This is a genomic window from Streptomyces sp. NPDC111656 (assembly GCF_055656965.1).
Map to the genome: position 1 here is coordinate 1180659 of NZ_JBVKCA010000001.1, position 19297 is coordinate 1199955.

Here is a 19297-nt window from a genome sequence, read left to right on the forward strand (position 1 = left end):
TCGCATCCTGGAACTCCGTGGGGACGCGGACGGCATGGCCCCGACATCGGCTGCCCGCAGACAGGGGCCCGCTCGCAACGGCTCAGGAACCCGGCCGCACCTGACCGTGCTGCCAGGCCCAGGCGTCACATGCGAGTGCAACTCCGGCCGGAAGTCGAACATTTGGTGCGGCGGCTCGAATTCCGCGTACCCGCGTGCTGTCGCCGCGTCAGTCCGGAAACACCGGGCCTGCGACGAGATCGGCCAGTCCGGGGAACGGATTGTCCGGCCGGTGCTCGCGATACACGAGGTCGACGAACGACACCGGCGCCCACTTCGACGGCTGCTCGTCGATCTGGTGCACCAGCTGCGCGTGGATCTTGCTCCGCAGATCCAGATAGGCGAACGCCTCGTGCGCCGCGTCGAGCACGGCCCGGTCCACTTCCTCGACACCGAATGCGAACATGTCGGCGCCGATACCGAAGTGCGCGAGGGCGACGTTCAGATGTTTGTGGGCCGCGATCCCCGCGGAGGTGTGCAGCGCCACCGCGTCCCAGATCTGGTCGACCGCGGTGTCGGACAGGCCGTGCTCGCGGGCGAAGCGGGCGGCCCGGAACGCACCGTCCACCTCGAAGCGGTTCGGACCCTGCCCCTCGTCGGTCATGCCGATGTCGTGCAGCACCGTGCCGATGAAGAGCGTCACGTCGTCGTAGTCCGTCCCGGCGACGAGGACCTCCCGCGACGACCGGTACACCCCGTCGGCCGACCGACGCAGACAACGCGTCCTGGACCTGCTTCACACGGACCCCGACCGTCATTGGCACACTCGCGACCTCGCCCGCCACCGAGCGCTATCCCTCTCTCTGCTCCTGGGCGACAGCATCCCGCCCAAGGCCCAAGGCCCAAGGCCCAAGCCGGGAGCCACCTGAAGCCGCTCTACGACGTGTCGCACTGGCTCGGGAAGCCGACGGCCCTGGCGGCAGGCGCCTTCCTCGCCTACCTCATCGGAAGCGTTCGGCCGTCGTCGAGACGGCCGGCATGACACCGGGATCTGCAGTGGGCGTAGTTCTGCTCAGTACCGACTGGGCGCTCGCTACTGATGTTCGCGGTCCTGCTGGAGGAGTGCGTCCTACCGCGTACCGCCCGCCGCACGCAGCCGGTGCGCGTGTGCGACGCGCACGCGGGCCCGCTGTCCGGGGTCGGTGCACAGGTCTATCGCGGTCCAGGCCAGAGCCGTCGCGGCGTCGAGGATGGCCGCGTCAGCCTCGGGGGAGGCGGCTGCGGTGGCGAAGCCGGGGGTGTGCGGGACGGTGTCGCAGCCGAAGCCGATGGCGGGGTGGATCGCGGGCATGACGTGGGTGACGTTGCCCATGTCGGTGGACGCTCCGACGGAAGCCGTGCGGCGGGGGTCGCGGCCGCGGGCGGTGATGTTGGCGGCGTAGGCGTCGGTCAGCCACGCGTCCTGGCGCAGCTCGGCATAGGCGGGCGACGGCTCCGTGACCTCCAGCTCGCATCCGGTCGCCACGGCACCCGCCTCGAAGCAGGCCCGCACCCGGGGCCAGAGTTCCTCCAGCTCCTGAAGAGTGTCCGCGCGCAGTTGCCAGCTCATCCCGGTGCGCGCGGGGATGATGTTGTTGCGGGCGCCGCCCTCGGTGACGATGCCGTGCACCCGTATGCCGTCCGGGAGTTGCTGGCGCAGCAGTCCGATGGCGGTCTGGGCGATCACGGTCGCGTCGGCGGCGTTGACGCCGAGCTGCGGCGCCGCTGCGGCGTGCGCGGCCCTGCCGTGGTAGGTGATTTCGAAGTGCCGCGAGGCCCGGGAGCTGCTGCCGATCTCGTCGCCCTGGGACGGATGCGCCATCATCGCCACCGTCACGTCGTCGAAAGCGCCCCCGTGCAGCAGATGCACCTTGCCGCCACCGCCCTCCTCGGCGGGCGTGCCGACCGCCTTGACGCGCACGCCGAGTGCGTCGGCGACCGCCGCGAGGCCGATCGCCGCGCCCGCGCCGGACGCTGCGATCACGTTGTGGCCGCAGGCGTGGCCGAGTCCCGGCAGCGCGTCGTACTCCAGGCACAGGCCCACCGTCACATCGGCGTCCCCGGGTCCGGCCACGGCGGTGAAGGCGGTTGGCAGACCTGCCGTGCCCTTCTCGATCTTGAACCCGGCCCGCTCCAGGAGTCCGCTCACCCGGGCTGCCGAGCGGTGTTCTGCGTAGGCGAGCTCGGGGTCGGCGTGCAGCTCCCTGCTGAGCCGGCGCAGTTCGTCGGTCCAGTGGTCGATGCGGTCCGCGACGGTGGTCTTGAGGGTGGTGAGGCGCATGATGGGGTGTTCTCCGCGGGGTGTTGGCTCGGGGACCGGGTGCCGTCAGGCCGTGGCCTGGGTGGCCGCCATTCCGCGTCGGCGGGCTGGCATCGCGATGACCCAGCAGCCCAGGGCGAGCAGGCCGGCGCAGATCAGCCACACCGTCTGATAGGCGCCTTCGGACGGCGCGCCGCCGCCGGTCACGGGCAATGCGGCGAGCACAGAGGCGAACACGGCGCCCGCCACGCTGCCGCCGACATTGCGGGAGACCTGGTAGACACCGGTGGCGACGCCGGTCTTCTCCTTGGGGGTGGCGTCGACGAGCACGGTCGGCAGGCCGGCGATGACGGCGCCGACCCCGATGCCCGCGACGACGTTGGCGAGGACCACCTGCCAGACCTGGTGGTGGGCCCAGGCCAGCAGCACATAGCCGGCGGCGGCGAGGGCGAACGCTCCGGCGATGGCTCGCCGCCCGCCCGTGCGGCTGACCATGGCACCGAACACGTGCGAGCCCACGAACTGGGACAGGCCCACCGGTAGCGTCACCAGGGCGATGCCGAGGGTGGCGTAGCCGAAGCCGTACCCGAGGGCGGGGTCCGCGGCCGTGAACGTGGCGAGCGCCGACTGGGTGCCGAACAGCGCGACGCCGACGACGAGCGCGGCGACGTACAGCGGAAGAACGGCCCGGCGACTGGTGAACCTCAGATCGACCATCGGGTGCTCGCGCCGCAGCTCCACAACGGCCCACATGCCGAGCGCCACCACGGCGCCCACCATGAGCGCGGCGAAGCCGTCAGACGTCCAGCCCATGCGGCGCCCTTGCGAAAGGCCGACGAGCAGCGTGCCGAGGCCGAGCGTGAGTAGCACCGCGCCCAGCACATCCGCGCGCTCGCGCTGGCGGCTGTCGGATTCCGGCACCCACAGCCACACGATCGGCAGGCACGACAGTGTGAGCACAGCGGGCACCGCCAGCGCCACCCGCGGGTCGGGGCTCAGGTGGGAGACGACACCGGCCAGGAGCGTGCCGAGGGAGACCCCGAGGACGAGTCCGCCGGTGAGCTTGGCAATGGCGGGGGCGGTCCGCTCCTTGGGGAGCCGGTCGCGGACGATGGCGAACTCCAAAGGGAGCCACACCGCCAGGAGACCCTCGAGGACCCGGCCGATCAGCAACACCGGGTAGTTGGGGGCGAGGGCGACCAGAACGGTGCCGACGGCGACACAGCACAGCGTGATGCGCAGCAGCCTCCGGTGGCCGTACAGGTCACCGAGCTGGGCGAGGACCGGCACGCACGCCGCCGAGGAGAGCAACTGGCAGATGCTCACCCAGTTCAGCCCGGCCGCGTCCACGCCGAGCCGCTCTCCCAGCGCGGGCAGCACCGGCGAGATGGAGCCCTGGATGACGCCGCTGCTGATCTCTACATAGACCAGCAAGGCCACCAGCAGGCCGGGGGACAGGGTACGGACGGGGCCCGGTGCCCCGGGGGTGCGCACCGGCGCGGCATTGTTCGGCACGGCCTCTCCTCTTCGCTCAAGCGCGGCCCGGCCGGAAGCCCGACCGGGCCGGCGGTCAGGGGGTGTGGGCATCGTGCGCGACAGCGACGTCAGGGCACCCGTGGCGCAGGATTTCTGCAGAACGACCAGGCTCCATGTGGGATATCCCCACCATTCCTCAGTCGTCGTGCAAGGGCGCCGGTGCTGGGTCGGTGCGCGGAACCGGATCGCTCCACAGGTGCAACGGCACGCTGCCCACGCCGCGGCCGTCCGCCGACAGCAGCCGGCCCATGCGTTTGATGAAGCGCAGGGCCAGGGAGCGGTCCACGATCTGCAGGGACGGCTCGCGGCGCATGATCTCCGCTTCGAAGCGGCTCGCCTCGGCGACCGAGCGCAGCCACACCTCGATCCGCAGGTTCGCCGGGCCGCCGGTCAGCGCCGCGCACAGGCGCAGACCCGGCAGATTGCGCAGAGCGGCGCCCGCCTGTTCGAGCCGGTCGGGCGGGACCAGCGCCCACAGGTTCAGGGTCACCGGTACGCCGGACCAGGGCTGGGCGACTTCCGCACGCAGCACCAGATGTCCGTCGTGCAGGAGGCGGCGCAGCCGCCGAGTGACCGTACTCTCGCTCACTGCGAGCCGCCGGGCGAGTTCCGTCGCGGTCATCCGCCCGTCTTCGCTCAGGGCGGTGCTCAGCTCCCGGTCGAGGTCTGTCATGGGCCGTGAGCCCGAAGCCAGCGGGGCCCTGGCCGGGCGGTGGGCTGCCAGCAGGGCCTGCTGCTCCGCGTCGAGCGCGCGTAGTCCCCAGTGGCTGGCCTCGGCGAACAGCCGCGTAGACACATAGGTGCGGGTCGCCCGTACGCCCGGGACCTCACCCAGGTACTCAAGGAGATAGCGCGACAGGTCGGAGAGCTCCGGCATGAGGACGGTCAGCAGCAGTCCGCTGGCTCCGGTGGTGTGCTGCACCGTGACGGCGTGCACCGATGAGGCGAGTGTCCGCCCGACCCGTGCCGCGGCGCCGGCGGCACAGTCGACCTGGATGTGCGCGCTGCTCATCTCGTGCAGGTCGACGTCCGCCGGATAACAGGTCACCCAGGCACACCCGGTCCCGGTCAGCCGGGCCCAGCGGCGGGCTGCGGTCATCGGGTCGATGCCGAGCGCCTGTCCCACGGCCGTCCAGGGTGCGCGCGGCGCGATCTGCAGGGCGTGCACGAGCGCCAGGTCGGTCTCGTCGACGAGGGGTGTGGACGAGTAGGGCGACTGTTGCATGGGGGCGGCTCCTGCACGTGCTGTGGCCCCGCCATTGTCGTGTGCCAAGGACCTCTGCGCGAGGGGCCGCATCCAGGTCAGGCCTGCGATGTGATCGTCATTCGACCATCCTCGGCGGTCCGAAGGGCCTGGCACAGCATGTGACGCCGTTTCCCCGGCACGGCGTCACGAGGGCCACTGAAGCTTCCCCTTGATCATGGACACTTCGACGGCGACCGGCCCAGCCGGCGCTCAATCTCACGGACACCGACGTCCTGAGCACGCCACACGGCGATGTCCTCGCGCTCGGAAAACGACAGGCAACGCCCCGACACGGTCGGTGAAAGGTTCGGATTCACGCCGCCAGCGTGGCGAAACCACCTGGTCCCGACCGCAGGCGACACACCGGCCTCGGCCGCCGCTTCGCCGTCGTGGAACTCATGTTCTCAGCCGGCTTCGAGCTGGTGGTGCTTAAGGACGATGTCCCGTACCCGAAGTACGGCGGCCACGGCGATCCGGGCCGGGACCCGCGGAGCGCATGCCAGTCGGCCGTATCCCCGTTACGCGCCCGCCGGGTGGGAAGCGGGCCCAGTCACATGCTGTGCCCATGAACGTCGCCAGGCCGAAGCGCCGCGCCGACGAAGTCGTCCGTGCCGGGAGCAGCAGGGCCTGGCTGCGGCCGGATCCCGCCCGGGTCTGGGCGGATCCGGGCGGGTCCGGGACGCGGTGGGTTTCGTAACGCGCCCGATTCATCGGTTGTCCGACCGATCCGGTATGCCGCTGCACGGGCCATCGTGGCGGCATGACTGAAACCCCCCACCACGAACCTGCGGAGCAGACCGACGCCACCCGCAGATCCATCCTCGCCACCCTGGGTGGAGCAGCCCTCGGCGTGGCCGCTCTCGGAATCCCGGCTTCGCGAGCCGCAGCCGCAGCCGCAGACCCAGGCGACACACCCCAGGCCGGCGCCGGACTGGCCGCTGCCTGTGTCCTGACGCCCGAGCAGACCGAAGGCCCCTACTATCTGGACCTCGAGACGGTCCGCAAGAACATCACCGAGGGCAAGGCGGGCGTCCCACTCACTCTCCGTGTGACGGTCGTTGACATCGCGACCTGCTTCCCGTTGCCCAACACGGCGGTCGATATCTGGCAGTGCGACGCGCTCGGTGTCTACTCCGGCTACGTCGCGGGCGGCTCAACACCGGACACGACATTCCTGCGAGGCGTGCAGCTGACCGACTCCGCCGGCGTCGCGGAGTTCACCACCCTCTATCCCGGCTGGTACGTCGGCCGCGCACTCCACATCCACCTCAAAACCCATGCCGGCGGGACCGTGTCCAACGGGACCTACCACGGAGGCCACGTCTCCCACACGGGCCAGCTCTATTTCCCCGAGACGTACAACACCAAGATCGCCGCGTTGACCCCCTACCGGAACAACACGGCCACCCGCACCCTCAACGCGAGGGACGGCATATACCGCAATGGCGGTTCCTCGACCCTGCTCAACATCACCCTGGCCGGCAGCGACCTCGGCAAGGGAGTAGTCGGCACCGTCATACTCGGTGTCAATCCCGCCGCAACACCCTGACGCCCCCTCTCGGGCGGCCGAGCCGATGAGACCGGAAGGTTTCGCCCAGGAAGCCCGCGGCCAGGAATCGGGGATGACCGGGCACAGGACATGCGAGTTATGCGGAGCGGCGCTGACCGCCGGACCACACGGCGGTCGGCCAGCTCGGTATTGCTCCAATGCGTGCCGGCAACGGGCGTTCAGGAGACGCTCGATACACAAAGGCTCCAGAGGGAAACGACCAACTTCACCGGATGCCTCCCCTCCGGATTCGGGTCGCGGGCTGCCGCGAGCGCTCGACTCCTTCGTGGGGCGACGCCAGGAACTCTCCGTCCTGCGCACCCTGCTGAGGACATCGCGCTTGCTCACGCTGACCGGAGCCGGAGGCGTCGGCAAGACGCGGCTGGCGCTGGAGTTCGCCAAAGGGCTGCCTGGCCGCTACGCGCGGGTTGACCTGATCGAACTCGACTCGCTGCACGACGACGCTCCGCTCGCGCAGTCCGTGGCCACCGCGCTGGGCGTGGGCGAGCGAGCGGGGCGATCCGGCACCGACGCCCTGGTCCGTGCGATCGGCAACACCTCCCGGCTTGTCATCCTGGACAACTGCGAACATCTGGCAGAGCCGTGCGCTCAGCTGGCCGCGACCCTGCTGAGTCACTGCCCCCGGTTGCGGATCCTTGCCACCAGCCGGGAGGCGCTGCGGGTTCCCGGAGAGACCGTGTTCCGGGTCGGCGAGCTGTCTCTGCCGCCGACCGGCACCGGTGACGACCCTGCCGCCCTCCTGCGCTCGGACGCCGTCCGCTTGTTCGTCGAACGCGCCGCCAGTCGTGCGCCCGGCTTCACCCTCTGGCGTAGCAACGCTGCGACCGTTGCCGAGATATGCCGTCGGTTGGACGGTCTGACGCTCGGCATCGAACTCGCGGCGCACCGCGTCGGCACGCTCCCACTGGGCGACATCCTCGCCGGACTGGACAACCGGCTGTTCCAGCTGTCGCTTCTGACCGACGGAAGCCGGACCGGTCCCCGTCGTCACAACGCACTGACCGCCGCGATCGACTGGAGCCATCGGCTGCTCGAGCCGACGGAACAGGCGGTTTTCCGGCGCCTCGCGGTGCTCGTCGGAGGATTCGACACGGGCGCCGCCGAGGCGGTCTGCGCCGGCGGCGGCGTCGCCCCACGCCAAATTCTCGGCATCTTGTGCGGACTTGAGGCCAAGTCGCTGATCGTACGGCTGCCGGGCAACGCACACCCCGCGCGCTTCCGGCAGCTGAACGCCGTTCGCGCCTACGCCATGGAGCGTCTGATCGTGTCGGGCGAACTGGACGCCGTACGGCGGCGGTCCCTCGACTGGCTGGACAGCCTCGCGGAACTCACCGGTGGCGAGGTGTTCGCCGACCAGGCCGGTGGGCCGCTCACCGGCGAACGGGACAATCTCGCAGCGGCCCTGGCCAGCGCCGGCGGCAGCGATGGCCCCTCGAGCGACCGGCTGACCCTGGAACTGGCCCGCGTGTACTACCAGCATGAACAGCCTTCGGCCGCCCGCTCGCTACTGGACGGACTTCTGCGGCTGCCTGCCGGGCCTGGCCTCGGCGGCGCGGTAGCGGCACTCGCCACCCGTGTCGCCTGCCAGCAGACCGACCTGGCCGCAGCACTACGCCTTGGTGAACAGGCGGTACGCCAGGAACGTACGCGTGACCACCCCGCTGGTCTCGCCAACGCACTGGACGCGCGGGCGGCAGCACGGCTGTGCCGTGGTGAATTCGCCGCCGCCGTCGCGGACCTGCGCTATTGCCTGCGTGTCGTCTCCGCGCTCGGCCGACGGGAGGACACAGCATGGTGCACCCATCACCTGGCTTGGGCCCTGCTTCAGGCGGGCGAGGAGGCCGAGGCCGACTTGCTCATGGCTCGCTGTCTTCCGGTGCTCAGGGCGCGGGCGCACTGGAGCCGGGCTGCCGCCGCCCTTCACACCGCTGGCGCCGTACGGCTGTCCCTGGGCCGTCTGGACAGCGCCGAGGCACTGTTCGGCGAGGTGCTCCGGATCGTCCCCGAAGGAAGCTTCCACGCGCTGTACCCGGTCGAGGGCCTGGCCCTCGTGGCCGCCGAGAGCGGTGACTTGCGGCGAGCCCTGCGTTTGTACGAGGCGAGCGCGCAGGCACGCCGTCGGATGGACACCGAGCCGGAGGACCCGTGGCGCCGACGGGTGGAACTGACCGCGGCTCGTGCGCGAGCAGGGCTGTCGGCAGCTGCGCAGGACGCTGCTGTCAGCGGTGGCCGCCGGCTGCGGGGAGACCGGCTCGTCGCATACGCCCTGCGGAGAGGGAGCGGCTACCTTAGCTCGGCCTCTGACGCCACGGCGGCCATCGTGGACCAGTTCCCGCTCACAGGCCGGGAGTTCACGGTCGCCGAGCTCGTCGCCGAGGGACTGACCAACCGCCAGATCGCTGCAAGGTTAGGTCTTTCAGAGCGTACTGTCGCCACCCACCTGGACAAGGTCCGCGACAAACTCGGCCTGCGCTCACGCACCCGGATCGCTCTGTGGGCGGCCGCACGAACCAGGGACAATTCCTGACGACGCAGGGCCCCAGTACCCAACAACTGCGCGTATCGGACCCGAGTCCCTACCTCGGCAAGACGGGTCCTTCTCGGACGAGGCGGCGCTCAGGCACTGAGCTGGACTCCCGCGAGGCAGGTCGCCTGGAACGGCGATTCCGCTCACTTCGTGAGGGATGCATTCATCCTCGACGCGGCAGTTGCGGAAGATCTGTCCGTTTCCGTGCGGGCGACTGGCCTGCTCGACGCGGGTGCGGACCTGGCAGTGAAAAGTGTTGCGCTGCCCCTTCTCCGCAGGTTGTTCCTTCGCCCAGGTGCCGTCAATCGGGCGGAGAACAGCCACCAGCCGACGAGACAGCGCGAACGCGCGATGAAAGGCTTTCGCAGCGTCGGCGGGGCCCAGCGGTTCCTCTCCGCGTCCAGCGGCATCTCACCCCACTTCCGCCCCCGGCGTCACCTGATGACCGCACCCGGCTACCGCACCGAATTGCGCCACCGCTTCACCATCCGGAACGAAATCACTGGCGCCGCCAGCCTGCTACGCCCTGAGTACGCAGCCGGAGCCCAGCCACACCACGCCCTCGCCCGCCAAGTTGACACCGCCATCGTCAGGGTTCCTCTCATGAGTCCCATCTGACCCCCTGTCACACATCTCCGCATCTCGGGGGAAGCTCAATCCGACAGGTGTCACGATGCCGGCCCCTGCCGACCCCGGGGGAGCCGCCAGGGGCAGGCACAGGCCAGTCTCGTGTACTGGTCCGGAGACATCTGGGCGTCCGGGGCGCTGATGGCGGTTCTCAGCAGTACGCGGAGAGTCAGGTCCGGAGTGCAGATGCGAGCGCAGTCGATGAGCGTCGCCCGCACCTCGGCCTCCTCCAGGAACCGTGTCTCCTCGAGCGCGGCGAGCACCGCGTAGATCTGGGTCTCGCCGGCCTCCGCCGAGTAGTGCGCCGATGCCGTGCGGTGGTGGCGCTCTACTCGTTGAGGCTGTCTCGCCGTCCGCCTACGACTGAGGGCGGCTGGTCCAGATGACGTTGCGGTCTTCGCGTTCGAAGTCGGATCCGACGGGGTCTTCTCCGTCGCGCTCGGGCCGGTGGGCGCTCCGGTGCATCGAGGAGACCGGTGAGATTAGTGTCTTTTGTTAACGGAGTTTGAACGGGGTTGTGGGGTGGGGTGCTTTACGTGGTCCGGTCGTCCCCATTGGTTCACGAGACGGGCCCTGCCGAGCCGTGGCCTTTTGGCTCGGCAGGGCCCGTGTGCTGTCGGGCCAGGTCGGCCCTATCCGACGTTGAGGTTGTCGTCCATGAGGAACTCTGGGTAGCCAAAGCGCTCACCGAGGGCGGTGAAGGCTTCGCGATGGTTCTCGTCGATGGCCACGACGTGCCGCGTGGGGCGGGCGGAGTCTGTCCGCCCGTCCCCGCGCCTCGGCGTCAGTCGGTCCGGTCGTTGAGTCCTTCGCGCACCACCCAGTACGGGTAGCCGAACCGCTCACCGAGGGCGACGAAGCTGCCGTAGTCGACGGTGCGGGCCAGGGACGCTGAGGCTGCCGCCGCTGGTCAATTAGCCTCCTGGCGCCCAGGGAAACGGAACTGCACGACGCGTTGTTCTTCTCAGCAGGACGGGCGCTTCACCTCGCGAACGCCTACGAGGATAAGTGCCAGTACGTACTCCGAGTAAGCAACTTGATCACCGCCCACCAGGCAGACCCGGCTCTTACTCTGGAAGAGGTCTTCGCCGCAGTGCCAGCGGACAAACTGCTGGGCGGCACCCTGCACAGTCTGGCCGCCCACGCGATGGGCCAGACCATGGACATGAGCACCCTGCACAAAGCCAGGGAGGCCCGGAACTTCATCGCCCACGAGGGCGCCTCGATCGGGGACATATGGTCCGCGAACAGCGACCGCATCCTGCGACACGCCGTCAAACTGCGGTCCGCAGTGAAGGACCTCGCGCACGGCGACAACATCATCTCGCAGTGGTGCCACGGGCTGGACGAACCGCACGAGCTCCCGCCGCCGGACTGGATCAAGCGCTACCCCGAGACCGTCGACACCTGCGTCTTCGGCAGCCTGCGCGCGCTGCTCCCCGTCGAGCAGCCGGAACCGGATTCGGGCTCCCAGACGCCAGCCCGGTGAGCTCGTTGGGCTGCACGAGGGACGGCTGCGTTTCGGAGAGCTGCAGCGCCGGGCTCGGTGCCTTGGGCCGCAGCGCCGTCCAGGCCGCGGTCGAACGCCCCGCATACCTGATCGTTTTCGACGTATTGAGACCGGGGGGACCGAGCTGCTCGCCCGGCCCTACGGCCAGCGGCGCGCGATCCTGGAGGACCTCTTTGCCGGCGAGGTGCTCGCTGCCCCGTTCACTCTGTTCCCTGGTGACGGATGTTATGGAGCCGGACGTCCACCACCTGGGCTGTCGTGCGAACTCGCGGCTCTCTTCGATCATGCCGCGATCTCAACAGTTCAGTCTGTCCATATGCTCAAATGATCTGGAAGAACACCTGTGTCGCGACTTCGCTCGTCCGTCGGGAGCCTGATGGGCAACCCGAGCTGCCCGCCTATGGTGCGATGAAACGGGCGGTCAACAGCCCGCCGAGTCGGCCGCCGTCACCTACGGCCCGGAAGGCATTCGTGTCAACGCCATCGCCCCCGGCGCCACGGCGACCGAGATGATACGCACCTGGGACGAGGGATCACCCGGTCTCCGAGAGAGACTCACGGCGCACACCCCGCTGCGCCGCACGGCCAACCCGCAGGAGATCGTCCAGGCCGCAGCCTGGCTCCTCAGTGACCGCTCCTCATACGTGACCGGCACGGTCCTCCGGGTCGAGCTTCGGCGGACGGCCACCGCACCCCACCTCGCCGCGATCGTCAGCCGGACATCACGCGTCCGGCTCGGTGTTCAGGACCATGCCGGACGTGGAGCTGATCATGCGGCGCAGGACGGCGTCGGCCCGCTCGCTGTCGCGGGCCATGACCGCGTCGAGCAGGTCGCGATGTTCTTTGTGGACGGCCTGGTCGGTCCAGCGTTGCGTCTCTGCCGGTGTGGGTCGACTCCACCGTCGGTACAGTTCGGCCTCTTCCCTCAAGGAGGCGGCCAGGTCGCGTAGCCGGGGGTTGGCGCAGCCGGCCAGGAGCGCGGTGTGGAAGTCGGCGTGGGCGATCAGCCAGTCCTCGCTGGGCTGGTCACCGTCGCCGCGTGGGGTCTGCTCGAAAGTGTGGTGGGCGGCCAGCACCTGAGCCTGCCACGCGAGGCCGCCCTCGCTGATGGCGCGGCTCAGGGTGAGGGACTCGATCTCGGTGCGGGTGTCGGTCAGGTCGGCCAGCCCGCGAGCGGTGACGTCGGTGACCTGGAAACCGTGGTGCGCCTCGGAGCTGACCAGGTTCTTGGCGACCAGTTTGAGCAGGGCTTCGCGTACGGCGCCGGTGCTCACCCCGTACTGCTCGCTGAGCTCGGGGAACTTCAACCGCTGGCCAGGCCTGAGCCGGCCGCCCAGGATGTCGGCCCGGATGCGGTCTTGCACCACCTCGCTGCGGGTCTGCTGCCCAGCTCCTCTCGCCACGGGACGGATCCTACAACATTTGACAGCTGGCATGATTTTTAAAAGTGTGGTTGATTATTGAAAGTCAGAAGGTGCAAGCCTGGCTTGATGGGAGACCAGATGAGCAGTCCGTACGACACCATGCCCGCCGTTCCCGAGTTCGCCGTCACGAGCGCGGACGTCGCCGACGGGGGTCCGTTGCCGGTGGCGCAGTTCGCCGCCATGAGCGGCGCCGCCGGAGCCGAGGACCGCTCCCCCCAGTTGTCGTGGGGCGGCTTCCCGGCCGCCACCCGCAGCTTCGTCGTCACGATGTACGACCCGGACGCCCCGACCCCGTCCGGTTTCTGGCACTGGGCGGTGGCCGACATCGCCGCCGACGTGACGTCCTTCGCCGCCGGCGCCGGCACGCCCGGCGACGGCGGCCTGCCGGACGGCGCTTTCCACGTCTCGAACGATGTGCGCGCGACCGCCTACGTCGGCGCCGCGCCACCGCCGGGAACCGGCAGGCACCGCTACTACATCGCCGTCAACGCACTCGACATACCGTCCGTGACGGCCCTCGGCATCACCCCGGAGTCGGCCCCGGCAGCCCTCAGCTTCTTCATCCTCCAGCACACGCTCGCCCGAGCCGTCCTCGTGCCGTGGGCCGGCGAGTGAGGCCCGGGTGCGGTCGGCCGATCCTTCCGGGTGGCTCGTCCTGATGACTTCATTCGAGATGCCTTCATTCGAGGCGAGTGCGGGACGCCGCTGCCACAGCGTCGTCAATCCCGTGCACACATCCGTGTACTTCGCGCCGGAGCAGCAGGACGAACTCGCGGCGCTCGGGCTGGAGCGCGGCGCCATGGCCTACTTCGCGGGCCGCGCGGCCCCGCTCGGAGAGGTCGGCGCGGGCACCGTCACAGCGACGTTCTACAACTTCAACCACGAGCACGTGGCCCGGTACATCCCCGCCGCGTGGGCCGTCACCACGCCGGAGGCGGTCCTCGCGGCCCGGCTGCGCGGCGCGGACGGGACGCTGCGGCGACTGCTCGGGGAGGAGGCCCTCATGTCGAAGGAGATGGTCGAGACGGCCGAGCTGGCGCTGCGCGCCACCGAGGCGTGCCGTCGCGAGGCGCGGCCGCTGTACGCCGCCAACGCCGGCCTTTCCGTGCCCGAGGAACCGCACTTGGCCTTGTGGCACGCCGCGACGCTGCTGCGCGAGCACCGGGGTGACGGTCACCTCGCCGCTCTGGCGGTGGCCGGCCTGTCCGGGATCGAGGCCCTCGTCCTGCACAACGCCACCGGTACGGCGCCGACGTCGGCGTTGTTCATGCGGACCCGCGGGTGGTCCGCGCAGCAGTGGTCCACCGCCCGGGACCGGCTGTGCGAGCGCGGGCTGTTGGACGAGGCGGGGGACCTCACGGACGCGGGCGCGGCCCTGCGCGGTGAGGCCGAGGCGCTCACCGACCGCCTCGACGCCGCCCCGTACGATCACCTCGGCCCTGCCGCCACCGCGCGCCTCACCGAGCTGGCCGGAGGCTTCACCAGAACCCTCAGGGCAGCGGGCGCCTTCCCCGCGGAGCACTTCGGCAAGGGCTGAGACCGAGGGCCGGGGCCTCGCTCGGTCGCGGAGGTGACGGCGAGGGCCCGGCCGAGGGGTCCAGGGGCGTACAGCAGGGGCGTACAGCCGAAGAAGCCGCTGACGCCGGGCGTCTGGACCACCGCCGCGAGTGCGGGCAGACCAGGCGGGATACGGCCTGACCGCTTGATCACGATCTTCCCTCGCAACGAACCGGGCCAGCGGGCCAGAACCTCCCGGGGAGCCGGTTCGTTGATCCGCTTGGCCTGCTCTCCCAATGATCAGAAGGACTCGTCGTGAGCGGTGGTATCCCAGTGGACGACAGCTGTATCAGCGCCTTCCAGGAGTTGAAAAGCAGGCGGGACATCAACACAGTGATCTACCGGCTCAGCGACAACCTGGGGACCGTCATCCCCGACGCCAAGGGAAACCTGACACACGACGAACTACTGAAAGCCCTGCCGGCCGACGAGCCCCGGTACGTCGTCCACGACCTGCACTTCGCCACAGCGGACGGGACCCGTCAGGAGAAGACGGTGCTGATCTCCTGGTGCCCGGCGGGGACGAACGCCGAGGAGAGGATCGCGCACTCCTCCGGATACAGCACGCTCCGGAACCTGCTCGACGGTGTCCAGGCCCACGTACAGGCCACAGACCTGTCCGACGTGGAGTACAAAGCGCTTGTCTCCAGGGCATGTTGACCCACCCTCCTCCTGGCGGTGGCGCGGACTGGATCGGCGACATGCCGTGGTGGGCGATCAGCACGCCCCACCGAGTGCCGAACCCCGGTACGAGGTGTCAGCGATCCGTGCCTTCCCGGGGACGGGCTGACCCGCCGAGTCCTCTGTTCCCGACGGCCACGCTCCCGGGCGGGGCCACACCAGTTGGGCCTGGCAGTCATGTGAAAGACGGCCACCGATCGGCGACCCACTCGAGCCGGCCATCACCGGGGACAAGTGTGACTGAGCACTTCCGCTGGTTCTGACCGCGGTTGCGTGATGCCTACGGCTGGATGAGGATGCGGGCTCTGATCAGGGAGAACGATGCCGGTCCGTACATCTGGCGCTTGATGGTCTTGATTCGGTTGACGTGCCCTTCGACCGCTCCCGAGCTGTAGGGGAGGGTGAGGCCGGCGGTGACGGCGTCGAGGTCCTGGCGGAGATAGCCTGCGAAGCCCCGGATCGGGGCGGGAGCGTCTCGTTCTGCCTGCTTGAACCATTCCAAGAGCAGGTGGCCGCGCCGGTGGCGGGTCAGGTCGGTGAAGGCTCTGGCGAAGTCACGGGCTGTGGCGATGTCCGGACAGGCGAGCCGGGTCTCGTCCAAGGCTGCGGCCTCCGTGTGGTTCAGCGTTTCCCGCGGGCGCATGATCCAGGATGTGATCGTGCGGGGTGCGGGGAGCACTGCGGTTGCGGGCACGGCGGTGTTATCGCGGAGCTGGGCGACGTAGCGGCTGACGACGTGGCGGCTGCCGGCGTAGCCGAGGTCGCAGATCTCGCGGTTCAGCTGGAGGGAGACGGCGCATCCGGCGGTGAAGCGGGTCTGGATGTAGGGCATGTACGGGGTGAGCACGCCGACGCCGCGGTCCCGGGCGGATGCCAGCAAGGTGTCGAGGTCGTCGTTGCGGTAGCGGCGGACCGTCTTGCGGTCCAGGCCCAGGCGTCGGGCGATCGCGCTGAGCGACCAGCCCGCCTGTGCGAGTGCCTGGACGTCTTGATGGCGTTGCCGGACCCGTTGCGGGAGTGGCGTGCGAGGCACGCCGGGAGGTCCGCTCGGCTGGGGTGGGAGGTGCCGGGTGGCGTGGGTGCGCAGGCAGTCGCGGTGCTGGCGGCAGGTCTTCTCCACCGCGGAGGAGAGGTTCTCCAGGAGGTGCCATCGGTCGGCTACTTCCTGGGCCTGTGGTGCAGCCTGGTGGATGGCCTTGGTGAACACCATGGAGCGGTCGCGGCAGACGATCTCTGCGCCGGGGTGCTGGCGCAGCCAGGCGGCGACCGTCACTGTGTCCCGGTCGGGCAGCACATCAACGGGTCGGGAGGTCTCGATGTCGACGAGGATCGTTCCGTAGGTGCGTCCCTTGCGGAATGCGAATTCGTCGATGCCTAAGACTGGCGGGGCTCGTTGCGGTGCGGGCGGAGCCGTGAGCATGCCCAGCAGCCGCGTCCGCCCGCCGTGCAACAGCAGCTTTCGGCACAGGCGTTGGGCGGGCCGGCTGCCGAGCTCCACGGCAACCATGCGCCACGCCGAACGCAGGGACGGCGTTGTCCGCCGGTATCGTTCAGTCAGCCCGCAGACCGGTTCGGCGAAAGTCTTGCGTCGGCACCCGGCGTGATCACAGAAGAACCGACGGACGCGGAGGCGGACAACCATCTCCCGCCCGGCCACGGGCAGGTCGGCGAGGCGACGCCAGTAACGGCTGTGGACCCGGGGGGCCCGCGGGCCGCAGTCCGGGCACAGCCCCGGAGGGCCGCACCCAGCAGCATCGACCACCAACACGCCCTCCACCAGGCTGACTTGGCACACCACAACCTGCGATCCTGGCAGCAGCAGGTGCCCCAACGTCTCGGCCCTCATGAGTGAGGCATCCCCGGCAGCGGTGATCCGCGCGCCTGCCACCGGACGCAAGAAGTCAGCCCTGACGGGCGCATCCGGGGGCGCTCTTGGCCGCACTGACGGTTGACGGCCAGACCACCTCCGCTCAGCCACGACACCGGCTCAGGCGTGGGTCGTGCTCGTCACAGAGGAACGGGCAGACCCCTCTGGTCGGCCGGTCCGGCCAACCAGAGCACTCAGAGGGACGGGTGATGGGTCTAGCTCGTCAGGGCTGTGCGTGTTGCTGCGGCCATGCGACGTACCGATTCGGTGATCAGTTCAGGTGAGGTGGCCAGGTTCAGTCGGGCATATCCGCCACCCCCTGTTCCGAAGGAGGGGCCGGAGTTGAGGGCAACCTTGCCATGTTCGAGGAAGACGGCCGCGGGGTCGTTGCCCAGGCCCAGGGCCCTGCAGTTCAGCCAAGCGAGATAGGTGCCCTCGCCCGGCCGGTAGCGGACGCCGGGCAGGTGCTCGGTAAGGAGATCGACAAGGAGCCTGCGGTTGGCGTCGAGGCCGTCCAGCAGCGCGTCGAGCCACGGTACGCCGTCACGCAGGGCAGCGGTGTGGGCGATGACACCGAGGTGGCTGGGACCCTCCTGGACCCAGGCGGGGATCCGGGCCAGGTCCCCGGCGGCGGCCGGACCGGCGAGGGCAACGGCGGCCTTGAGGCCGGCCAGGTTCCACGCCTTTCGACGCCGACATCATTTCCGTGACGACTACGACGAGTGCATCGTCGGCCTGTACATCGTCGAGCCGCCCCTTCACGCAACCGCGGTCAGAACCCTTCCGCTGGCCACTCCGAGCACCGAAGTTGGTCGCCCCGAGCCAAAAGCTGAGGGGTTCATCGGTCGCTGGGAGTAGGTCCTGCGCCTCAGGCGCGCTTCCTGCCTGCTTGGCTAGGGTCGGTCCGCATGGAGACCACGGGAATCGTTCGCCGCCAGACGGCGGAGCGTATGCGCGACGCTCTGGAGCGGCTCGTTACCGAGCGGGATGTATGGGTGTCGACGGCTCACCCTGATCACGGGCCGCACCAGGTGCCGCTGTGGTTCTTGGGGATGGGCGAGCAGTGTGGATGTGCACCGGCGCCACTTCCGTGACTGCGCGGAACGTCCGCAAAGAGCCGCGCGTGCGCCTGGCGCTACCGGACACCTTCGATGTGGTGCTCCTCCAAGGTGAGGCGGAGTGCTTCCCGGACCAAGAGGTGCCCGGAGGCGCAGCGGAGGCGTTCGCTGACAAGTTCGGGTGGGATCCACGCGTGGAAGAGGGTTCCTTTCTGTATGTACGAGTGGTCCCGAGGACTGTGCGTGCTTGGCGCGGCGAGCCGGAACTACGCGGGAGAGCCATCATGCGCGACGGCATGCGGCTGGAATAACGGCCGCCCCTCGCCGACGCGCCTCTCTCGGATCACGATCACCATGCGCCGCGGCCTGGTTCGAGGTGCATTTCGGCTCGCCGATAGCCTGAGTCCTCATGACACGCGCTTGGATCTTGCCGACGCTGCTTGTGCTCTGCGGCTCAGTCGTTGCGACGGGTCTGGTCTTCAGGGGGAAACCCGGCGCAGCCGCAGCGCTCCTGTTGGTGTTCGTGCTGCTCGCAGGCGTGAACTCACCTCTGATCTTCCCGAGGTCGATCGGTGCGCTGGAGGCACAACGCCGCAGCGCGGTCGACGGCCGGCCGGTCGTCTTCTGGCGGTCGGGCTGCAAGTACTGCCTGCGGCTGCGTATCCGGTTGGGCCGTAGCGCCCGCCAGTTGCACTGGGTCGACATCTGGCGTGACCCGGCTGGGGCGGCAGCGGTCAGGGCGGCCAATGATGGCAATGAGACCGTGCCGACCGTCGTCGTGGAGGGCCGGCCGCACGTCAACCCCGACCCTGAATGGGTGCGTCAACAGCTCTCCCGTTCCATGTGATCGGGAGCGGTGCCAGAAGCGGACCCGGACGGCAGTGGCTCGGCGCGCTCGTACGATGGCGCGGTGGGGCAGGCCCGCTGCCCTTGCGGGGTGGGAGGAGCGGATGGCAGCCCGTCGGCGGCGCGAACGCGACGACGTGCCGGTGGAGTTGCAGCGGCTGGTGGGGGAGTTGCGGCAGTGCAAGGACCGGTGTGAGCTGAGCCTGACGTCGCTCGCCGCCAAGTCCGGATTCAGCGGCAGCTCCTGGCAGCGCTACCTCGGCGGCCGCTCGCTGCCTCCCTGGGAAGCCGTCGACGCGCTGGGCCGGCTGGGGCAAGCGGAACGTGGCAGGTTACGGGTGGTCTGGGAAGCGGCTGCCGACGTCTGGGCGGATACCGACCGACCCCGTACGGCACTGGACCGGGGCCCCTCGCCGAAAGCCGGAGCGGGGCAGGAAGCGGCCGGCCCTGCGGGGGAGGAAGGGACCGGCCTGGCGGGGGGGTGCCCCTATGTCTTTGGTCAAGGGAAACGGGGGTGCGTTGGGTCGGGGTGCCGGGCAGCATGGCGGGGTGGCTGATCTGCTGTGGGAT

Annotated in this window: 14 protein-coding genes and 5 pseudogenes; 11 read left to right on the forward strand and 8 right to left on the reverse strand. The window is 69.6% G+C overall.

Going from position 1 to position 19297, the window contains the following annotated elements:
- Window positions 1–208: 208 nt before the first annotated feature.
- The 5 genes and pseudogenes from ACZ7M3_RS05450 to ACZ7M3_RS05470 form a co-directional block, all read right to left on the reverse strand.
- A complete protein-coding gene (locus tag ACZ7M3_RS05450; protein ID WP_472060943.1) occupies window positions 209–733 on the reverse strand; it encodes a hypothetical protein in 525 nt (174 codons plus the stop codon).
- 375 nt (window positions 734–1108) lie between these two features.
- A complete protein-coding gene (locus tag ACZ7M3_RS05455) occupies window positions 1109–2299 on the reverse strand; it encodes an amidohydrolase (protein WP_472060945.1) in 1191 nt (396 codons plus the stop codon).
- Between the two features lie 45 nt (window positions 2300–2344).
- Window positions 2345–3793 (reverse strand): MFS transporter, encoded by a 1449-nt coding sequence (locus ACZ7M3_RS05460; protein WP_472060946.1) that lies wholly within the window; start codon window positions 3791–3793, stop codon window positions 2345–2347.
- A 157-nt stretch (window positions 3794–3950) separates the two neighbouring features.
- Window positions 3951–5039: an Lrp/AsnC family transcriptional regulator gene (locus ACZ7M3_RS05465; protein ID WP_472060948.1), complete on the reverse strand. Its 1089-nt coding sequence runs from the start codon at window positions 5037–5039 to the stop codon at window positions 3951–3953.
- 206 nt (window positions 5040–5245) lie between these two features.
- Window positions 5246–5443 (reverse strand): annotated as a pseudogene (locus tag ACZ7M3_RS05470) (helix-turn-helix domain-containing protein); the annotation flags it as partial.
- A gap of 377 nt (window positions 5444–5820) precedes the next feature.
- Here ACZ7M3_RS05470 and ACZ7M3_RS05475 point away from each other — a divergent pair.
- The 5 genes and pseudogenes from ACZ7M3_RS05475 to ACZ7M3_RS05495 form a co-directional block, all read left to right on the forward strand.
- On the forward strand, window positions 5821–6609 hold the full coding sequence (locus tag ACZ7M3_RS05475; RefSeq protein ID WP_472060950.1) for an intradiol ring-cleavage dioxygenase: 789 nt from the start codon (window positions 5821–5823) through the stop codon (window positions 6607–6609).
- Window positions 6610–6949: 340 nt separating this feature from the next.
- Window positions 6950–9157 (forward strand): ATP-binding protein, encoded by a 2208-nt coding sequence (locus ACZ7M3_RS05480; protein ID WP_472060952.1) that lies wholly within the window; start codon window positions 6950–6952, stop codon window positions 9155–9157.
- A 294-nt stretch (window positions 9158–9451) separates the two neighbouring features.
- Window positions 9452–9673: pseudogene (locus ACZ7M3_RS05485) on the forward strand (IS6 family transposase); the annotation flags it as partial.
- A gap of 1204 nt (window positions 9674–10877) precedes the next feature.
- Window positions 10878–11273 (forward strand): hypothetical protein, encoded by a 396-nt coding sequence (locus tag ACZ7M3_RS05490; protein ID WP_472060954.1) that lies wholly within the window; start codon window positions 10878–10880, stop codon window positions 11271–11273.
- Window positions 11274–11652: 379 nt separating this feature from the next.
- Window positions 11653–11965: pseudogene (locus ACZ7M3_RS05495) on the forward strand (SDR family NAD(P)-dependent oxidoreductase); the annotation flags it as partial.
- A 51-nt stretch (window positions 11966–12016) separates the two neighbouring features.
- On the opposite strand, the gene ACZ7M3_RS05500 reads toward ACZ7M3_RS05495, so the two are convergent.
- Window positions 12017–12697 carry a GntR family transcriptional regulator gene (locus tag ACZ7M3_RS05500; protein WP_472060956.1) on the reverse strand — a complete coding sequence of 227 codons (681 nt, stop codon included), beginning with the start codon at window positions 12695–12697 and terminating at the stop codon, window positions 12017–12019.
- 99 nt (window positions 12698–12796) lie between these two features.
- Here ACZ7M3_RS05500 and ACZ7M3_RS05505 point away from each other — a divergent pair, with 99 nt between their 5' ends.
- The 3 genes from ACZ7M3_RS05505 to ACZ7M3_RS05515 all read left to right on the forward strand — a co-directional run bounded on the left by ACZ7M3_RS05505 (window position 12797) and on the right by ACZ7M3_RS05515 (window position 14935).
- Window positions 12797–13333 carry a YbhB/YbcL family Raf kinase inhibitor-like protein gene (locus ACZ7M3_RS05505; protein ID WP_472060958.1) on the forward strand — a complete coding sequence of 179 codons (537 nt, stop codon included), beginning with the start codon at window positions 12797–12799 and terminating at the stop codon, window positions 13331–13333.
- A 58-nt stretch (window positions 13334–13391) separates the two neighbouring features.
- Window positions 13392–14255 (forward strand): SCO6745 family protein, encoded by an 864-nt coding sequence (locus ACZ7M3_RS05510; protein WP_472061049.1) that lies wholly within the window; start codon window positions 13392–13394, stop codon window positions 14253–14255.
- Window positions 14256–14530: 275 nt separating this feature from the next.
- Complete coding sequence (locus ACZ7M3_RS05515; RefSeq protein WP_472060960.1) at window positions 14531–14935, forward strand: actin-binding ADF family protein; 405 nt, start codon at window positions 14531–14533, stop codon at window positions 14933–14935.
- Window positions 14936–15236: 301 nt separating this feature from the next.
- Here ACZ7M3_RS05515 and ACZ7M3_RS05520 read toward each other — a convergent pair whose 3' ends face one another.
- On the reverse strand, window positions 15237–16802 hold the full coding sequence (locus ACZ7M3_RS05520) for an ISL3 family transposase (protein ID WP_472060962.1): 1566 nt from the start codon (window positions 16800–16802) through the stop codon (window positions 15237–15239).
- A gap of 236 nt (window positions 16803–17038) precedes the next feature.
- Window positions 17039–17509 (reverse strand): annotated as a pseudogene (locus ACZ7M3_RS05525) (beta C-S lyase family protein); the annotation flags it as partial.
- Window positions 17510–17731: 222 nt separating this feature from the next.
- On the opposite strand from ACZ7M3_RS05525, the pseudogene ACZ7M3_RS05530 reads away from it, so the two are divergent.
- From ACZ7M3_RS05530 to ACZ7M3_RS05540, 3 genes and pseudogenes are all read left to right on the forward strand, one after another.
- Window positions 17732–18192: pseudogene (locus ACZ7M3_RS05530) on the forward strand (pyridoxamine 5'-phosphate oxidase family protein).
- A 98-nt stretch (window positions 18193–18290) separates the two neighbouring features.
- On the forward strand, window positions 18291–18728 hold the full coding sequence (locus tag ACZ7M3_RS05535) for a glutaredoxin domain-containing protein (protein WP_472060964.1): 438 nt from the start codon (window positions 18291–18293) through the stop codon (window positions 18726–18728).
- Window positions 18729–18831: 103 nt separating this feature from the next.
- On the forward strand, window positions 18832–19284 hold the full coding sequence (locus tag ACZ7M3_RS05540; protein ID WP_472060966.1) for a helix-turn-helix domain-containing protein: 453 nt from the start codon (window positions 18832–18834) through the stop codon (window positions 19282–19284).
- Window positions 19285–19297: the final 13 nt, after the last annotated feature.